This is a genomic window from Variovorax sp. CF313, assembly GCF_000282635.1.
Classification (GTDB): domain Bacteria; phylum Pseudomonadota; class Gammaproteobacteria; order Burkholderiales; family Burkholderiaceae_C; genus Variovorax.
Genome location: NZ_AKIW01000098.1, coordinates 1 through 16011, shown reverse-complemented (window position 1 = coordinate 16011; position 16011 = coordinate 1). Strand labels below are relative to the sequence as shown.

The 16011-nt window shown below is 67.0% G+C and carries 16 protein-coding genes and 1 pseudogene; 9 read left to right on the top strand and 8 right to left on the bottom strand.

Features of this window, described 5'->3' with window-relative positions:
• The first annotated feature begins 89 nt into the window (after positions 1-89).
• The 3 genes from dcd (at position 90) to PMI12_RS23255 (ending at position 3245) form a co-directional block, all read left to right on the top strand.
• The gene (dcd, locus tag PMI12_RS23265; RefSeq protein ID WP_015866656.1) at positions 90-656 is read left to right on the top strand and encodes a dCTP deaminase; all 567 of its coding nucleotides are present in this window, start codon (positions 90-92) and stop codon (positions 654-656) included.
• Between the two features lie 109 nt (positions 657-765).
• On the top strand, positions 766-1650 hold the full coding sequence (gene ypfJ, locus PMI12_RS23260) for a KPN_02809 family neutral zinc metallopeptidase (RefSeq protein ID WP_007837323.1): 885 nt from the start codon (positions 766-768) through the stop codon (positions 1648-1650).
• Positions 1651-1781: 131 nt separating this feature from the next.
• Entirely contained in the window at positions 1782-3245 is a 1464-nt protein-coding gene (locus tag PMI12_RS23255) for a DEAD/DEAH box helicase (RefSeq protein WP_007837321.1), read from the top strand.
• A gap of 36 nt (positions 3246-3281) precedes the next feature.
• Here PMI12_RS23255 and PMI12_RS23250 read toward each other — a convergent pair whose 3' ends face one another.
• The 5 genes from PMI12_RS23250 to PMI12_RS23230 all read right to left on the bottom strand — a co-directional run bounded on the left by PMI12_RS23250 (position 3282) and on the right by PMI12_RS23230 (position 8081).
• On the bottom strand, positions 3282-3503 hold the full coding sequence (locus tag PMI12_RS23250) for a hypothetical protein (protein ID WP_007837319.1): 222 nt from the start codon (positions 3501-3503) through the stop codon (positions 3282-3284).
• Between the two features lie 135 nt (positions 3504-3638).
• Positions 3639-5264: a rhodanese-related sulfurtransferase gene (locus PMI12_RS23245; protein WP_007837317.1), complete on the bottom strand. Its 1626-nt coding sequence runs from the start codon at positions 5262-5264 to the stop codon at positions 3639-3641.
• Positions 5261-5866 carry a cysteine dioxygenase gene (locus PMI12_RS23240; RefSeq protein WP_007837315.1) on the bottom strand — a complete coding sequence of 202 codons (606 nt, stop codon included), beginning with the start codon at positions 5864-5866 and terminating at the stop codon, positions 5261-5263. Before PMI12_RS23240 ends, PMI12_RS23245 begins: the two co-directional genes overlap by 4 nt.
• Positions 5863-6843: an ABC transporter substrate-binding protein gene (locus PMI12_RS23235; protein WP_007837313.1), complete on the bottom strand. Its 981-nt coding sequence runs from the start codon at positions 6841-6843 to the stop codon at positions 5863-5865. The genes PMI12_RS23240 and PMI12_RS23235 overlap by 4 nt, the downstream gene beginning before the upstream one ends.
• Positions 6840-8081, bottom strand: coding sequence for an acyl-CoA dehydrogenase family protein (locus PMI12_RS23230; protein WP_007837312.1), 1242 nt, complete (start codon positions 8079-8081; stop codon positions 6840-6842). Before PMI12_RS23230 ends, PMI12_RS23235 begins: the two co-directional genes overlap by 4 nt.
• Positions 8082-8191: 110 nt before the next feature.
• Between PMI12_RS23230 and PMI12_RS23225 the strand changes: the two genes are divergently transcribed.
• The 6 genes from PMI12_RS23225 (at position 8192) to PMI12_RS23200 (ending at position 14238) form a co-directional block, all read left to right on the top strand.
• Complete coding sequence (locus PMI12_RS23225) at positions 8192-9202, top strand: ABC transporter substrate-binding protein (RefSeq protein ID WP_007837311.1); 1011 nt, start codon at positions 8192-8194, stop codon at positions 9200-9202.
• Between the two features lie 31 nt (positions 9203-9233).
• Positions 9234-10352, top strand: a complete 1119-nt coding sequence (locus PMI12_RS23220; RefSeq protein WP_007837309.1) for an LLM class flavin-dependent oxidoreductase — start codon at positions 9234-9236, stop codon at positions 10350-10352.
• A gap of 145 nt (positions 10353-10497) precedes the next feature.
• Positions 10498-11316 carry a class II aldolase/adducin family protein gene (locus tag PMI12_RS23215; protein ID WP_007837307.1) on the top strand — a complete coding sequence of 273 codons (819 nt, stop codon included), beginning with the start codon at positions 10498-10500 and terminating at the stop codon, positions 11314-11316.
• A gap of 14 nt (positions 11317-11330) precedes the next feature.
• Entirely contained in the window at positions 11331-12302 is a 972-nt protein-coding gene (locus PMI12_RS23210; RefSeq protein ID WP_007837305.1) for an ABC transporter substrate-binding protein, read from the top strand.
• Positions 12303-12521: 219 nt separating this feature from the next.
• On the top strand, positions 12522-13220 hold the full coding sequence (locus PMI12_RS23205) for a fumarylacetoacetate hydrolase family protein (RefSeq protein WP_007837302.1): 699 nt from the start codon (positions 12522-12524) through the stop codon (positions 13218-13220).
• A 97-nt stretch (positions 13221-13317) separates the two neighbouring features.
• On the top strand, positions 13318-14238 hold the full coding sequence (locus PMI12_RS23200; protein WP_007837300.1) for a helix-turn-helix transcriptional regulator: 921 nt from the start codon (positions 13318-13320) through the stop codon (positions 14236-14238).
• A 43-nt stretch (positions 14239-14281) separates the two neighbouring features.
• Here the strand turns inward: PMI12_RS23200 and PMI12_RS23195 are convergent, their stop codons facing one another.
• The 3 genes and pseudogenes from PMI12_RS23195 to PMI12_RS29685 form a co-directional block, all read right to left on the bottom strand.
• A complete protein-coding gene (locus tag PMI12_RS23195; RefSeq protein ID WP_007837298.1) occupies positions 14282-15400 on the bottom strand; it encodes a DUF6708 domain-containing protein in 1119 nt (372 codons plus the stop codon).
• Between the two features lie 10 nt (positions 15401-15410).
• Positions 15411-15914 carry a hypothetical protein gene (locus PMI12_RS28955; RefSeq protein WP_042674089.1) on the bottom strand — a complete coding sequence of 168 codons (504 nt, stop codon included), beginning with the start codon at positions 15912-15914 and terminating at the stop codon, positions 15411-15413.
• Positions 15898-16011 (bottom strand): annotated as a pseudogene (locus PMI12_RS29685) (contractile injection system protein, VgrG/Pvc8 family); the annotation flags it as partial. The pseudogene PMI12_RS29685 and the gene PMI12_RS28955, both read right to left, overlap by 17 nt.

The window sequence follows — 16011 nt, the reverse complement described above, 5'->3', positions numbered from 1 at the left end:
CCGCGGAACCGGCTTTGCCGGGCCGCTGGTGTTGCCCCTTGAGGGGTTGGCGTAGCGACACGAAGTGCGCGAAGACTGGGGTGTTTTCAATGTCTATTAAGAGCGACAAATGGATCCGGCGCATGGCCGAGCAGAACGGCATGATCGAGCCCTTCGAGCCCGGCCAGGTGCGCGAGGCCGCAGGCCACAAGATCATCAGCTACGGCACCTCGAGCTATGGCTACGACATCCGGTGCGCGCCTGAATTCAAGGTCTTCACCAACATCCACAGCACCGTGGTAGACCCGAAGAACTTCGACGAGAAGAGCTTCGTCGACATGCACGGCGACTACTGCATCATCCCGCCCAACAGCTTCGCGCTGGCGCGCACGGTCGAGTACTTCCGCATCCCGCGCAACGTGCTGACCATCTGCCTGGGCAAAAGCACGTACGCGCGCTGCGGGATCATCGTCAACGTCACGCCGTTCGAGCCCGAATGGGAAGGCTACGTGACGCTCGAATTCAGCAACACCACGCCGCTGCCCGCCAAGATCTACGCGGGCGAGGGCTGCGCGCAGGTGCTGTTCTTCGAGAGCGACGAGGTCTGCGAGACCAGCTACAAGGACCGTGGCGGCAAGTACCAGGGCCAGCGCGGCGTCACTCTGCCAAAAACCTGACGTATTGCCGGCCGGCCGCTGACGGCCGGTTACCCTGGGGGTCGCCGGGACAAGTACCATCCTGCGAACGCCGGCAAATCCTCCTGCAATGGCCGGCAAGGAGACTGCGATGAGATGGGAAGGCAACGAACAATCGGACAACGTCGAAGACCGCCGCGGTGAAGGTGGCGGCGGTGGGGGCGGCTTCATCGGCGGGCGCAGCATCGGCATCGGGACCATCGCGGTCGCGCTGATCGCGGGCTGGGTCTTCGGCATCAACCCGCTCACGGTACTGAGCCTGCTCAGCGGCGGTGGCGGTCCGGCCCAGGTGCAGCAACAACAGCAGGGACCCGCGCCCAAGCCGCCGTCCGGCGACCGCGAAGCGGCGTTCGTCTCGACGGTGCTCAAGAACACCGAGGTCGTGTGGACGGCCGTATTCAGGCAGAACGGCGGCACGTACCACGCACCGCGCCTCGTGCTGTTCCGCGATGCCACGCCCACGGCCTGCGGCACGGGGCAGTCGGCGATGGGGCCGTTCTACTGCCCGGGCGACCAGAAGGTCTACATCGACCTCGGCTTCTACGACACGCTGAAGAACCAGCTCGGCGCGCCGGGCGAGTTCGCGCAGGCGTACGTCATTGCGCACGAGGTCGGCCATCACGTGCAGGACGAGCTCGGCATCACCGCCAAGGTCGACGGCATGCGCGGCCGACTCAGCCAGACGCAGAACAACGCGATGAGCGTGCGCGTCGAGCTGCAGGCCGACTGCTTCGCGGGCGTGTGGGCCCACCATTCGCAGGAGTCGAAGAAATGGCTCGACCCGGGCGACATCGAGGCCGCGATGAATGCTGCGCAGAAGATCGGCGACGACGCTTTGCAGCGTTCCGCGGGCCGTGCGGTGGTGCCCGACAGCTTCACCCACGGATCGAGCGCGCAGCGCCAACGGTGGTTCGGCTCGGGCTATCAAAGCGGCGACATCAAGGCCTGCGACACTTTCAATGCACGCAGCCTTTGAGCTGCATGCCCCCGAATGCCCCGTCGATGCTGGCTGGATTGCTATTGAATAAATAGCAACTCCATGGGCGCGGGCGTTGTCATGCCGAAGTCACTGCCGTTTTTTGCGGCAATGCGACAATAGCGGGCTCAATGACAAGCTCCTTCTCCAATTTGATGCTGGCGGAACCGCTGGCGCGCGCCGTGGCCGAAATGGGCTACGAGACCATGACACCGATCCAGGAGCAGGCCATTCCGGTCGTGCTCTCGGGCCAGGATGTGATGGGCGCCGCCCAGACAGGCACCGGCAAGACGGCGGCGTTTTCGCTCCCGCTGCTGCAGCGCATGCTCAAGCATGAAAACGCCTCGACCTCTCCGGCGCGGCACCCGGTCCGGGCCCTCGTGCTGCTGCCCACGCGCGAGCTGGCGGACCAGGTCGCGCAACAGGTCAAGCTGTACGCCAAGTACACCAACCTGCGCAGCACGGTCGTGTTCGGCGGCATCGACATGAAGCCGCAGACGCTGGAACTGAAGAAGGGCGTCGAAGTGCTGGTGGCCACGCCGGGCCGGCTGCTCGATCACATCGAAGCCAAGAACGCGGTGCTCAACCAGGTCGAATACGTCGTGCTCGACGAAGCCGACCGCATGCTCGACATCGGCTTCCTGCCCGACCTGCAGCGCATCCTGAGCTACCTGCCCAAGCAGCGCACCACACTGCTGTTCTCGGCGACGTTCTCGCCTGAAATCAAGCGCCTCGCCAGCAGCTACCTGCAGAACCCCGTCACCATCGAAGTGGCTCGGCCGAACGAAACGGCTTCCACTGTCGAGCAGCATTTCTACAGCGTGGGCGACGACGACAAGCGCCGTGCGCTCAAGCAGATCGTGAAGCAGCGCGGCATCACGCAGGCCTTCGTGTTCGTCAACAGCAAGCTCGGCTGCGCGCGCCTCGCACGCTCGCTGGAGCGCGATGGCCTGCGCACCACCGCACTGCACGGCGACAAGAGCCAGGACGAACGCCTGAAGGCCCTCGCCGCGTTCAAGGCCGGCGAAGTCGATCTGCTGGTGTGCACCGACGTCGCGGCGCGCGGCCTCGACATCAAGGACGTGCCGGCGGTCTTCAACTTCGACGTGCCGTTCAACGCCGAAGACTACGTGCACCGCATCGGCCGCACCGGCCGTGCCGGCGCTTCGGGCCTCGCCGTGAGCTTTGCCAGCGGTGGCAACGATGCGCGCCTGGTGGCCGACATCGAGAAACTGATCAAGAAGAAGATCGAACTCGAGCCGGTCGAATTCGAGGAAGACCGCCCGCGCGGCCGCATCAACGACGGACGCCGCCACTGGCGCGAAGAAGGCGAAGCCGGCGACGCACGAGATGTGCTCGACCAGCCGCGCGAACGCCGCGAAGCCGAAGCCCGCCGCGGCGGTGGACGCCCGCACCGCGCGCCGTCGGCGCCGCGCGATCCGTTCTTCGACAAGCCCTACGAGCCCGGCGAGCCGGACGCCACGCCCGCCTGGGAAGCTGCCGCCAAGGCAGCCACGCCCGCGCGCGGCATCTCCAGCAACATCAAGTCCAAGCGCAAGGTCGCGGCGCTGTTCAAGAGCGCCGAGCCGAGCTAGCTGGCCTGGCTGCGCAGCGGCGTCAGCCGCCGCAGCTCAGCGCCATCCGCGGTGCCAGCCGTATTGCGGGTGGCGCCAGCCCCAGCCGTAGCGCGGGTGGTAGGCCCATGTGAACCCGACGCCGGGCGACACGTACGTCGGAGCGACGTAGGCCACGCCCGGAGGCGCCGCATAGACGGGTTGAGCCGGCGCAACCACGCAGCCGGTCAGGGTGGCTGCCAGCGCGGCAGCGGACAGGGCAAGAACAGGAAATCTCATGGCAAAGCTCCTGGGACGAGTTGTTGTCGATATGAATCTCCAACGCCTTGCCGCTTAGCCGGATGACGGCCTTTACCCTGGCGACACAGTGTCACCGGCGTGTCGAAATCCTTTCAAAATGCTTTCTTTCGCGCGTCAGATCACGTTGAAGTGATGCGAGCCATCGCGTCCCAGCTGTGCGACCAGGCCGTACTCCCAATCGAGGTAGGCCTGCATCGCTTCGGCGGAGGCGTCAGTGCCCTCGTAGGGGCGGCGGTAGCGGTCGGTGCGTGCGGTCGCGAGGCGCGTCTCGCCGGTCTCCGCTTCGAGGCCTGCTGCGAACCAGGCCGCGTTGCCACCCTCCAACACACGCACCTCGACGTCGCCCTCGCCGCGCGCGTCGAGCAGGGCGCGCAGGTCGGCTGCGGCATAGCGGGCGAGCAGGCTGCTGCCGCAGGTCAGCACGTAGCGCTGGGCGGGTGGAATGACGGCGTCGAGCGCCTGCGCGAGTTGTGCGCGGATCGCGTACCAGGCGCCCGGAATGTGGCGCTTCGCGTAGTTCGCGCTGGTGGTCACGTCGATCACCGCCGTGCCGGTTTGCTGCTGCAGCAACACCGCGAGTTCCTTCGGTGCGATCTCGCCCACGGCAGCGGCTACAGCTGGATAGGCGCTCGCCGGTGCCGCCGTTTCGGTGAACGCCGCAGCCGTCGGCACCACTTCCGGCACGTAGGCCTCCCACCCCATCTGCGCGAGCCATGAGGCGCTCATCGAAGCGCGCACGCCATCGTCGTCCGCCAGCACGATGCGCGCGCCGCGCACCGGCACCTGGTGATCCGTTTCCTGCACCAGTTGTCCGCCGGGTGCGCTGGCAAAGCCGGGCAGGTGGCCCGCCGCATATTCCTCAGGCGTGCGCACGTCGAAGCGGTACACGGTGCGTCCGGGCGCTTCGAGCGTTTGCAGGGCGTCGAGTGCAATGCGGCGCACGCCGGCCAGATCGGCCACGCGCCTTGCATCGGCCTGCGCCTGCGCGCGATGCGCCGGCGACACCGCAACGGGCGCCTGCCGGTCCGCGCCATGGTCCAGCACCTGTCCCGCGAGCTTCCATCCGATCGTGCCATTGCGAAGCGCCGCCACCGGGTTCGGAATGCCCGCATTCACCAGCGACTGCGTGCCGATGATGCTGCGCGTGCGCCCCGCGCAATTCACGATCACCTGTGTGGCCGGATCGGGTGCCAGCTCGCGCACGCGCAGCACCAGCTCCGCGCCCGGCACGCTGGTGGCCGAGGGAATGCTCATCGTCCGGTATTCGTCGAAGCGGCGCGCGTCGAGCACCACCACGTTGGCCTTCGCATCGACCAGCGCTTTCACCTCGGGCGCAGAGAGCGAGGGCGTGTGCCGCTCGTGCTCGACCAGCTCGCCGAATGACTTGCTCGGCACGTTCACGTCGCGAAACAGCTCGCCGCCCGCCTTGCGCCAGCCTTCGAGGCCGCCTTCGAGCAGGTGCACGTTCGTGTAGCCCAGCGCGGCCAGCGTGTTCGCGGCCGGCGGGGCAAGGTCGGCGCCGCCGTGCTCGCCGTACAGCACGATCAGCGTGTCGAGCCGCGGAATGCGCCGCCAGGCCTCTATCTCGACGCGCGAGAGCGGCAGGTTCGCAGCCCATAGCGGGTGTTCCTGTGCGAACGGATCTTCCTCGCGCACGTCGAGCAGGGCGGTTTCTTCGCGTGCGATGAGCCGCGCGCGCACGGCGGCGAAGGGAAGGGTGGGAAAGGAGGCAGTCGTCATGCGGTTGTCGAAGAAGATCCGAGTTCGGCGCAGCGGTCCCACAGGTTGGGCAGCAGCGCATTGGAGTATCCGGAGACGAAGGGGTTGCGGCCGCCCTGCGCCGGGTAAGTATGCCGCCGCACGGCGCCGATGTTCGCGCCGTAGACGTGGATGCTGATCGATACGCGGTCCGCATGCGCGTTGTGAACGCGGTGCAGGTCGCCGACGGTGGGCGACACGGCTTCCACGTCACCGGCATCGAGCCGCACCGCTTCGCCTTGCGGCTGCGCACGGCCCTGCGCGTCGAGCACATGGCCCTGGCTGTACTCCGCGCCGCGCAGCATGCCGATCAGTCCCCACACCGTGTGGTCGTGCACCGGCGTGGCCTGCCCTGGTCCCCACACGAAACTCACGACCGAGAAGCGCTCGGTGCTGTCCGCGTGCAGCAGGAATTGCCGGTAGCGCAGCGGGTCAGGTTGTGCAAAGGCCTCGGGCAGCCAGTCGTCGCGCGCCACCAGCGTGCGCAGCAGCGCGCCGCCTTCCGAAAGAATGCGGGGCTCGTTGGGCGCGCTGTCGAGCAGCCGGCCGAAGGCACCGACGAATTCGCGCAGCGGCGCGATCACGCCGTGCGCTTCCAGACGCTGGTGTCCGTGATCGCGCGAACGTCGACGCGCACCGGCAGGATGCCGTCGCGCGCCGAGCGGTCGGCCACAGCCTGTAGCGCGACGATGTCTGCCTCGCTCACCGGCCGGCCCGCCACGGACGCCCGCGCCGTGATGATGCGAGAGGACTCGATCGGAAGCCGCGTGAGCTGGCTGTAGGCCTGCGCGTAGGCCTCGGGGTTGGCCAGCGCCCAGTCGCCCGCGCGGGCCAGCCGGTCCAGAAACTGCACGATGGCCGCGCGCCGGGCGGGGTCTGCCAGCGAATGTTCGCTCGCGGTGATGAAGCCCAGGGCGGTATTGATGCCGCGCCCGTCGCGCAGGATGCGCCCGCCCGGCTGCAAGGCGATCGTGTAGTACGGATCGAAGATGGCCCACGCATCGATCTGCTTCGACGCGAAGGCGGATGCCGCATCGGTCGGCAGCACGAACTTCACCGTCACCTCGCTGCGCGGCACGCCGGCTTCTTCGAGCGCACCGTACAGCTGGTACTGCGAGATGCTGCCGCGCGCCGAGGAGACGATCACCGTCTTGCCGCGCAAGTCGGCCACGCTGCGCAGCGGCGAATCAGGCTGCACCACGATGCCCAGCGAGTCGGCCTTGCCGACGCGCGTGGCGACGATCTTCAGCGGCGTCTTTCCGACGGCCGCGGCCAGCACGGGCAGGTCGCCGGCCATGGCCGTGTCGACCGCCGCGCTGCGCTGCGCCTCGAACAGCGGCGCCGCGCCCTGGAAGTTGGCCCAGCGGTAGGCGAAGGGTGCGCCTTCGAGCGTGCGCGAGGCCTCGAACAGCGAGCGCAGGCCGCCGGCCTGGTCGCCGAGCACCAGCGTGGTCTGTGGTTGTGCGAGGGCGCGCAGCGAACCGGCTGCAGCCAATGAGAGGGCGGCGCCTTGCTTGAACCAATCGCGGCGCGAAGCTTTCGGGAAGGGCAGGGATGTCATGCGGCGACTCCCGGCGACAGCAGCGCACGCTTGCCCGCCGCGACCAGGATTGCGTCGTTCTGCGGCGTGTGGATGCGGCTGCACAGCACGTCGCGGTAGTGCCGCTCCAGCGGGTTCTGCCGCGTGAGGCCGTGGTTGCCGCTGAGCTGCAGGGCCAGCTCGACCGCGCGGACCGCGTTGCCCGTCACCGTGTACTTGAGCAGGCCGCTGTCGGCGGCCGGCGGTGGATGGCCATGATCGACAGCGGCGGCCGCGTCGTCGAGCAGCACGCGGTTGGTTCGCAGCAGCGCCTCGATTTCGCCCACGTGCTCCTGCACGTGCGGCAGGCTCGCCAGCGGCGCGCCGAGGCTGCCGGGCGCGCGCTGGTTCAGGAAGCCCACCAGCCAGTCGCGCGCGGCTGTCGCTACCGCGTCGTAGAGGCTGCCGAGCAGCACCGTCATCCATGCCTGTTGCGTGGCATGGGCGTCGATGTCGGTCTGGCTGCCCGCGTCAGGCGCCCAGTCGGCCGGCGCGCGCAGGTCTGCTGCATGGTCGAGGCCGATGGCGACGTTCTCGAACACCACCTCGTGGCTGCCCGAGGCGCGCAGGCCCAGGTGGTCCCAGCTGGGAATCACGCGCACGCCGGGTGCTTCGCGCGGCACCAGGAACACGCCGGTGCGCGGCGTGGCCTCGTCGGTGCGGGCCCACACCGCGAGCCAGCTCAGGCCCTCGATGCCTGTCGTATAGAGCTTGTGGCCATCGATTTTCCAGCCGCTGCCCTCGCGCCGCGCGACCGTGGCCGGCAAGCCGCCGCGGGCGGGCGAACCCAGTACGGGCTCAACCCGCAGCGCATTGATCAGCGCGCCGTGCGCCACCGCATCGCGCGCCACGCGTTCGCGCAGCTGCGGCGGCCAACGGCTGTCGGTGCGCGTCAGCGCGTGGTGCTGCAGATAGGTCATCGTGAGGATCAGCGCCGTGGCTGGCTCGCCGCGCGCCACGGCCGCGATCACCCGCCGTGCCGTTGCCAGCGTGGCGCCACCGCCGCCGTGTTCGGCGGGGGCGACGAGCCCGATGAGCCCCTGCGCCTGCAGCGCCGCGCAGTTCTCGCGCGGAAAGGCGCCACTGCGATCATGGTCGGCCGCGGTGGCGGCGAACTGCGCCGACAGCCGCGCCAGGACCGCGGCATCGACGGTGGCGGGTGGGGGAGGCGATGGTTCTTCAGGCGTGGCCGGCGCGCGGCGCAAGGGGAGTGCACTCATGGTGCCCAGACGTTAGCGGGCCGCCTGCCGCCGGGAAACGACGCATCCCGCATATGCAAACTCGTTTTTCTGCGTTCGCTTCCGCTGCCCGCCTGGTTACGGTTCGGTGGATGAAAACAGACTTCCTTTTCGACCGGCGCCGCCTGCTGCAAGCCGCCGCCGCGTTGGGCACGGCTGCAACCGCCGGAGCAGCGGGCCTGGCCCAGGCTGCGTCGCCGTCGCGCGACCTGTCGGGCGTCACGCTGCGCGTGGGCACCTACAAGGGCCTCTGGCGGCCGCTGCTCACCGCTTCGGGCCAGGCCGACACGCCCTACAAGATCGATTGGCGCGAGCTCAACAACGGCGTGCTGCACATCGAGGCCATCAACGGCGATGCACTCGACCTGGGCTCGGGCAGCGAGATTCCGCCGGTGTTCGCGGCGCGGCAGAAGTCCAGCGTGAAGCTGGTGGCCGTGACGCACGAAGACCTGAACAACCAGGCCACGCTGGCGCGCAAGGATGCACCCATCCGCAGCATCGCCGACTTCAAGGGCAAGCGCGTAGGCTACGTGCGCGCCACCACTTCGCACTACTACCTCGCCAGGCAACTGGCCGAAGCGGGCCTGTCGTTCAGCGACATCCAGGCCGTGAGTCTCACGCCGTCGGACGGCCTCTCGGCCTTCGCGCGCGGTGACCTCGATGCCTGGGCCATCTATGGCTACAACGGCCAGTTGGCACGCACGCAGTACGGCGCGCGGGTCATCAAGACCGGCGTGGGGTATCTCTCGGGCAACTTCCCCATCTACGCCAATCCGCGCGCGCTCGACGATGCATTGCGCCGTGCCGCGCTGGGCGACCTGCTGCAGCGACTGCAACGCTCGTTCGCGTGGATCAACGGCAACTTCCTGGCCTACGCCCGCGCGCAGTCGGCCGAAACGCGCGTGCCCGTGGGCGACATCGTCGAGCTCTTCAACCGCCGCAGCGGTGAGTACAGCCTCGGCCCCGTCAGCGATGCGGTCGTGCGCAGCCACCAGGACGTGGCCGACACCTTCCTGAAGATCGGCGTGCTCGACGGTCCGGCCGACGTCAGACCGCTGTGGGACCGCAGCTTCGAGAACGTGCTGCGCCTGCCCGCCGCCTGACATCCACTTTCCATTCACGAGGACAAGAACCATGAGCCAGCAACACCAGGACGGCGTCGAATTCATCGGCATGATCCAGGGACAGAAGGTCTCGGAGATCCACGCCGCCAACGGACCGTCGCTCGACCGCGACTACGTGCGCGCCTTCGCGCAGGCCCACGAGAAGGCCGGCTTCGACCGCGTGCTCGTGCCGCACCACTCGACCAGCCCCGACGCCACGCTCACGGTGGCTTACGCCGCCTCGGTCACGGAGCGCATCCACTTCATGCTCGCGCACCGCCCCGGCTTCGTCGCGCCCACGCTGGCCGCGCGGCAGTTTGCCTCGCTCGACCAGTTCAGCGGCGGCCGGCTTGGCGTGCACTACATCTCGGGCGGCTCCGATGAGGAACAGCGCCGCGACGGCGACTGGCTCGATCACGACCAGCGCTACGCCCGCACCGACGAATACCTCGAGGTGCTGCACAAGGTATGGACGGCCGACAAGCCCTTCGATCACGAGGGCGCGCACTACCGCTTCCAGAACGCCTTCTCCGAAGTCAAGCCGGTGCAGACGCGCAGCGGCAAGCCGCATGTGCCGGTGTATTTCGGCGGGGCTTCCGAGGCCGCGATTCCGGTCGCGGGCAAGTACGCCGACGTGTACGCGCTGTGGGGCGAGTCGCTCGACCAGGCGCGCGAGCTCACCACGCGCGTGCGCGCCGAGGCGGCGAAGCATGGGCGCGGCGTGCGCTTTTCGGTGTCGTTCCGTCCGATCCTGGCGCAGACCGAAGAGGCCGCGTGGGCGCGCGCGGAGAACATCCTGGCGGAGACCAAGCGCCTGCGCGTGGTGCAGGGCTACAACCGAGGCGGTCCGCAGCAGAGCGAAGGCGCGAAGCGCCTGCTGGCCGCGGCCGAGAAAGGCTCGCGGCTCGACAAGCGGCTATGGACCGCAGTGGCACAGGAGATCGGCGGCCGCTCGAACAGCACCGCGCTGGTCGGCACGCCGGAGCAGGTGGCTGATGCGCTGCTCGACTACTACGACCTGGGCGTGACGACCTTCCTGATCCGCGGCTTCGATCCGCTGGAGGATGCGCTGGACTATGGGCGCGAGCTGATTCCGCGCACGCGGGAGTTGGTGGCGCAGCGCTCGGCTTCCGCCCGCAAGGCCGCCTGACTCTTCTTTCTCCCGCCCCCCTGGGGGAGGGCAGGGGTGGGGGCAAGCGGCGTTCAACACCGTCATGGCTTCGAAGCCGTCGAGCCCCCATCCCAACCTTCCCCCAGAGGGGGAAGGAGCAAAACCGAACACCAAGGAATCTCCCATGAGTGCCGTTCTTTCCATCGACCGCCACGCGTCGCTGAAGCTCAACCCGAACCCGCAGCAGAAATACTGGTTCGACCCCATCCCTGCGCGCCCCACCGTCCAGGCCGAGCGCCGCCATCGGCAGGAGCGCCTGGCCGGCGCCTTCCGCCTGTTCGCGCGCTTCGGCTTTGCGCAGGGCCTGGCCGGCCACATCACCGCGCGCGACCCCGAGCTGAGCGACCACTTCTGGGTCAACCCGCTCGGCGTTCATTTCTCGCGCATCAAGGTGTCCGACCTGCTGCTCGTCAATTCGAAGGGCGAGACCGTCATTGGCGACAGGCCGCTCAACAAGGCCGCCTTTGCCATCCACGCCGCGATCCACGAGCACAACCCGAAGATCGTTGCGGCTGCCCACACGCATTCGACCTACGGCAAGGCCTGGTCCACGCTGGGCCGCAAGCTCGACACCCTCACGCAGGACAGCTGCGTGTTCCACGATGACGTGGCGCTGTTCGACGATTTCACCGGCATGGTGGTCGACACCAGCGAGGGCGACCGCATCGCCCAGGCGCTGGGCGACCGCAAGGGGGCCATCCTCAGGAACCACGGCATCCTGACGGCCGGGCCTACGGTGGAAGCCGCTGCGTGGTGGTACATCGCGCTCGACAACGCCTGCCACACGCAACTGCTCGCCGAAGCCGCCGGCAAGCCGCAGCCCATCGACGAAGAAACCGCGCGCCACACGCACAGCCAGATCGGCGGACCCGACGGTGCGATCCATTCCTTCGACAGCCTTTACGAAGGCCTGCTCGAAGCCGAGCCCGAACTCCTGCTGTGACGACGGGCAATGCCATGAACTTCAGCACATCCATTGTCCGCGGTTCCCGCCGCCGGTTTCTCGTCCAGGGGGCATCGATTGCCGCCGCTGTCGCTCTGCCGGGAGCGGTTGCCGCACAGGGTCGTCCGGTGCTCAAGGCCGGCGACCAGAAGGGCGGCCTGCGCGCACTGCTCGAAGCGGCGGGCGGGCTCGAAGGCCTCGGTTACGACATCCAGTGGTCGGAGTTCCCGGCCGCGGCGCCGTTGGCCGAAGCACTCAATGCCGCTGCGGTCGATTCGGGCCCCATCGGCGACGCGCCGCTGATCTTCGCGCTGGCGGCGGGCACGCGCGTCAAGGCCATAGGCGCGAACCGCTCCGACTCCTACGGCACGGCCGTGCTGGTGCGGCCCGACTCACCGCTGAAGACCGCCGCCGACCTCAAGGGCAAGAGCATCGCGACGAACCGCGGCTCCATCGGCCACTACGTCACGCTGAAGGCCATCACCTCGGCCGGCCTCAAGCCCGAGGACGTGAACATCCGGTTCCTCGCGCCCGCCGACGCCAAGCTCGCACTGACGCAGGGCTCGGTCGACGCCTGGGCCACGTGGGAGCCGTACACCGCATTGGCCGAGGTCAGCCATCATGCGCGCGTGCTCGTCAGCGGGCGCGGCCTGCTGCCGGGGCTCAGCTATCTCGCGGCCACCGACAGCGCCATCGCGTCGAAGCGGCCCGTGCTGCAGGACTTTCTGCAGCGCGTGGTGAAGGCGCAGCTCTGGTCGTACCGCAACGTCGACGCCTACTCGGCCGCGCTGGCGCGCATCATCGGCATTCCGCCCGAGGCGGCGAAGCTGCAGTTCGAACGCCGCCAGCAGAAGTGGGTGGCCATCGACGCGCAGGTCATCGCCGACCAGCAGGGCACGGCGGACATTTACTGGCAGGTCGGGCTTATCAAGCAGCCGCTCGACGTGAAGGGGACCTTCGATACGGGGTTCGGTGCGGCTGGGTAGCAATTCGTGCAGTAGCTGTTCAGGGCGCGGTCCCGCCGACGGGGCACCTTGCTCCGCGAGTGTCCCCCGGCCTGCGGCCTCCTCCTTTATTTCGCTGCGGGGAGCACCCGGTGGCCTGTGCACGCACCCCGGAAAAAACCGAGATGAAACCGTAGCTGAGTCCAAGACTCGCATAGATACGTCCCCAAGGCGCAGGGCGGTGATGGCTAGAGTCGTCGAATGACTACCGACACTCTTTACGCCATTCCCCCCGCGCCCGTTCATTCGCTGCCCATCCAGGGCGAACGCGCGCGCTTCCCGGTCAACCGCATCTTCTGCGTGGGCCGCAACTACTCCGAGCACGCCCGCGAGATGGGCCACAACCCCGACCGCGAACCGCCGTTCTTTTTCATGAAGCCGGCCAGCGCCATCGTGGCCGACGGCGGCGAGTTCGCCTATCCGCCGCTGTCCAACGACGTGCACCACGAGATCGAACTCGTGGTCGCGCTCAAGACCGGCGGGTCGAACATCGCCGCCTCGGCCGCACTCGGCCATGTATATGGCTACGCCGTCGGCCTCGACATGACCCGCCGCGACCTGCAGGGCGAGGCCAAGAAAATGGGCCGCCCCTGGGACACCGGCAAGGCCTTCGACGGCTCCGCGCCCTGCGGCGAACTCGTGCCCGTGGCCAATGCCGGCCACCCCGCGACGGGCGAGATCCGCCTCGAAGTCAACGGCACGCAACGCCAGGCCGGCGACCTTGCCGACATGATCTGGAACGTGCCCGACACCATCGCCTACCTGTCGACACTGTTCACGCTGCAGCCCGGAGACCTGATCTTCACGGGCACCCCGGCCGGCGTCGCCGCCGTGCAGCGGGGCGACCGCATGCGCGGCACGGTGGCGGGCGTGGGCGCGCTGGAAGTCGCGGTCGTCTGAGCTTGAGGACGGCCCGCGCATCGAGCCGGGCCGGCCTTCCGGGCCGCGAGTTGGCGTACCCTCGCGGGCAGACGCCTGCCGACCCGCCCGTTCTCCGATGCGCACCTCTCCTCCCCCCACGTCCGTCCGCACCTACGGCATGCACGAGCGTGCCGACCACCTCGACTTCGACATCCGCTTCCAGGGTGCGCGCAACGAGCTCACGCTGCCGCACCGGCACGCGTACTTCCAGATCCAGATCGGCATCGAGGGCAGCTCGCAGCAGGCCATCGGCGGCGAGGTGCGCCCCTTCGGCCCGCGCCACCTGAGCTTCGTGCTGCCGTACCGGGTGCACGTGATTCCGCATCCGCCCGATGCGCTGTACTGCATCGTCAACTTCGACCAGCGCTTCCTGTGGCCCGAACTCGAGGTCGACGCGCTCGACCTCGACGACGTGTCGCTCGCGCGCTACCCCGACCTCGCGCCCTTCCTGTTCCAGGAGTACGTCGACTTCGCCTTCGACGAGGCCGACTTCGCCCGCGTGCGCGGCTGGCTCGACGAGCTGCACGCGCTGAACGCGGGCCGCAGCTTCGGTGCCAAGATCGCGATGCGTGGCATCGTGCAGCAGATCATCGCCCTGGCCTGCATGCGGCAGGAGCAGGCGCTGATGCGCCTTTCGCTGCAGCACAACGGGAAAACCTCGCAGCGGGACGCGTTGCAACGCGTGGTGCGCTACGTGCGCGACAACCTCGACAAGCCACTGTCGCTGACCGATGCCGCGGCCGCTGCGTTTCTCTCGCCCAACTACCTCGCCAACCTGCTGCGCAAGGAAACCGATCGCACATTCACCGACCTGGTTACCGAGCGGCGCATCGAGCGGGCGAAAGAATTGCTGTCCTCCACCTCGCTGCTGGTGCGGGAGATTGCGCACCAGTGCGGGTTTACCGACGAGGCGTATTTCAACCGGCGCTTTCGTCAGTGGGTGGGGAGTACGCCGCGCAACTTTCGGCGGGAGCATGTGGTGAGCAAGCGAGGGTGATTCGCACCGAGGACGTGCCTATGTGCAACTGCTCGCAGTTGCTTCACTTCCTGTTTGGCATTGCTTCCTGTACCGCTTCGGCTGCTCCCCATCGCTGCAAGAACTCGATCTCATCGGCTTTGCTCAACTTGCCTTGTGCTCGATGGACGAGCGCCGTCATCACGGCGCCCGTTTGCACGGGCTTCTCTTCAGGTTCTCCCATTCCACTGTCGCTTTCCCATTCCTTCGGAAATCTGGGCCACGAGCAGGTCACCTGACTGAGCATGTGATACATGGTTTCCATCACCCCGGGACGTTGTTCCAGTCTGTACTGGCTGGGACTGGGCTTGCCGCAATAGGTAGTGTGTTGCTGCTCTATTCGTTCGGGGATGCCTTCCTGGCCAGGACCGCATTCCATGTAGCGGCGGATGTACTCCCATAACGGGGTCGCGTCCTGCTGCATGGGCAATGTCGGGCCAACGAAGATGGCGTCTTCGCCCTTGGCAAGCGGGTCGGCTGCATCAAGCGGTGGGTGGTAGAGGATGAGCGAGTAGTAAGCAGCCTTGCTGGGCGCACCATTCTTTCTGGCCAGCAGGTCATAGCCGTCCATGTCGACGATGGCGCGCAGGCGGTCCCAGTCGAACACGGCGTTGCCACCACAACCTCGTGGCCTCAGCAGATAGACCTTGCGCGTCACTCGATTGAAGCGAATGCGGCCTCGTGCATAGGTGAAGAAGCACGTGCGCACGCCCATGACGTCGAACCACAGCCACAACAGGATGCAGCAGCCGAGGGACAAGGGGAAAAGCAGCAGCCAGCCGAACCATAGGTCGGCTGAAGTGGCCGTATTTTCGCTGGCACCCCAAAACAGCAGCACATGATCAAAAGCGATGGGATGAAGGGAAAAGCCATAGAACCCCCAGAAAATCAACAGGCACGGGAGCAGAACAAATACCGTTCCGATGCCTGCTTTCCATTGCCGCTCCCACCCTGAGTTGCACAACTCTAGGTAAGTTTCGTTCTGCGCATAGATGCTTCGTCCTGCTGGTAGGGTCGCACCACTGCGTTCGACACGCTCAACGGGCTTCAACAGTCTCTTGCTACCGTCGGCCTGCACGCACCTGCGGCCCTCATCGATTGAGCGTTGGCGCGCACGCTGATAGACATGCTCATTTGGGAACATCCTGGAATTCCTAGTGGACCGATTGCAATTCAGCTTGCACGTTGGAGAGTTTCTGTAGTGTTTCTTGTAGATTGGTGTGAATCGGGATTTTCTTCTTGTTCAATGGGCAATCCGTCAACCAGTTGACCCATTCATCTTCCTTGAGAAGAGAAATTGCAACGACAGAAGCGACAACCAACGCAGCACCAATCAGACCTAGCACTGCTCCGAGACTTGCCGCCGCCAGCCCCATGATCGAGATATCAAAGGCAACCACTGCGGTGCTCGCAATAGTGAATGCCGTTCCCAAGACGCTCGCAATCTGCGCATTTCTTAACCCTCCCTGTCCCCGTCGATCAGAAATTCGTGCATCGACGCCATCAAACCAAACAGAGCCCATCGCCGCGGGCAGCAAGAACTTGAATGCCATTTTTTGCAGATTCCTCAGCTGCGCGACATTCAACGTGTCCAAACCGATCTCCAAGACCTTCTCTTTGTATACGTTGGCGCCTTTGATGCCCTTGAAGGGGGCCATGCGAACTGGCGATGTCGTCGGCGAAGACCAGCACGTGCTGCTCGGCTTCATGCCGGAAGAAGAAATAGATGCCTTCGTGCTCGCACAGGCGCGAGAC

What these genes read in the sequence shown, in the direction of transcription:
- PMI12_RS23215 (WP_007837307.1), top strand. Translation starts at nt 10,498, where the DNA reads ATGAGTGCCGTTCTTTCCATCGACCGCCACGCGTCGCTGAAGCTCAAC.
- PMI12_RS23255 (WP_007837321.1), top strand. Translation starts at nt 1,782, where the DNA reads ATGACAAGCTCCTTCTCCAATTTGATGCTGGCGGAACCGCTGGCGCGC.
- PMI12_RS23205 (WP_007837302.1), top strand. Translation starts at nt 12,522, where the DNA reads ATGACTACCGACACTCTTTACGCCATTCCCCCCGCGCCCGTTCATTCG.
- PMI12_RS23210 (WP_007837305.1), top strand. Translation starts at nt 11,331, where the DNA reads ATGAACTTCAGCACATCCATTGTCCGCGGTTCCCGCCGCCGGTTTCTC.
- PMI12_RS23225 (WP_007837311.1), top strand. Translation starts at nt 8,192, where the DNA reads ATGAAAACAGACTTCCTTTTCGACCGGCGCCGCCTGCTGCAAGCCGCC.
- PMI12_RS23250 (WP_007837319.1), bottom strand. Translation starts at nt 3,503, where the DNA reads ATGAGATTTCCTGTTCTTGCCCTGTCCGCTGCCGCGCTGGCAGCCACC.
- PMI12_RS23230 (WP_007837312.1), bottom strand. Translation starts at nt 8,081, where the DNA reads ATGAGTGCACTCCCCTTGCGCCGCGCGCCGGCCACGCCTGAAGAACCA.
- PMI12_RS23235 (WP_007837313.1), bottom strand. Translation starts at nt 6,843, where the DNA reads ATGACATCCCTGCCCTTCCCGAAAGCTTCGCGCCGCGATTGGTTCAAG.
- dcd (WP_015866656.1), top strand. Translation starts at nt 90, where the DNA reads ATGTCTATTAAGAGCGACAAATGGATCCGGCGCATGGCCGAGCAGAAC.
- ypfJ (WP_007837323.1), top strand. Translation starts at nt 766, where the DNA reads ATGAGATGGGAAGGCAACGAACAATCGGACAACGTCGAAGACCGCCGC.
- PMI12_RS23200 (WP_007837300.1), top strand. Translation starts at nt 13,318, where the DNA reads ATGCGCACCTCTCCTCCCCCCACGTCCGTCCGCACCTACGGCATGCAC.
- PMI12_RS23220 (WP_007837309.1), top strand. Translation starts at nt 9,234, where the DNA reads ATGAGCCAGCAACACCAGGACGGCGTCGAATTCATCGGCATGATCCAG.
- PMI12_RS23245 (WP_007837317.1), bottom strand. Translation starts at nt 5,264, where the DNA reads ATGACGACTGCCTCCTTTCCCACCCTTCCCTTCGCCGCCGTGCGCGCG.
- PMI12_RS23195 (WP_007837298.1), bottom strand. Translation starts at nt 15,400, where the DNA reads ATGTTCCCAAATGAGCATGTCTATCAGCGTGCGCGCCAACGCTCAATC.
- PMI12_RS28955 (WP_042674089.1), bottom strand. Translation starts at nt 15,914, where the DNA reads ATGGCCCCCTTCAAGGGCATCAAAGGCGCCAACGTATACAAAGAGAAG.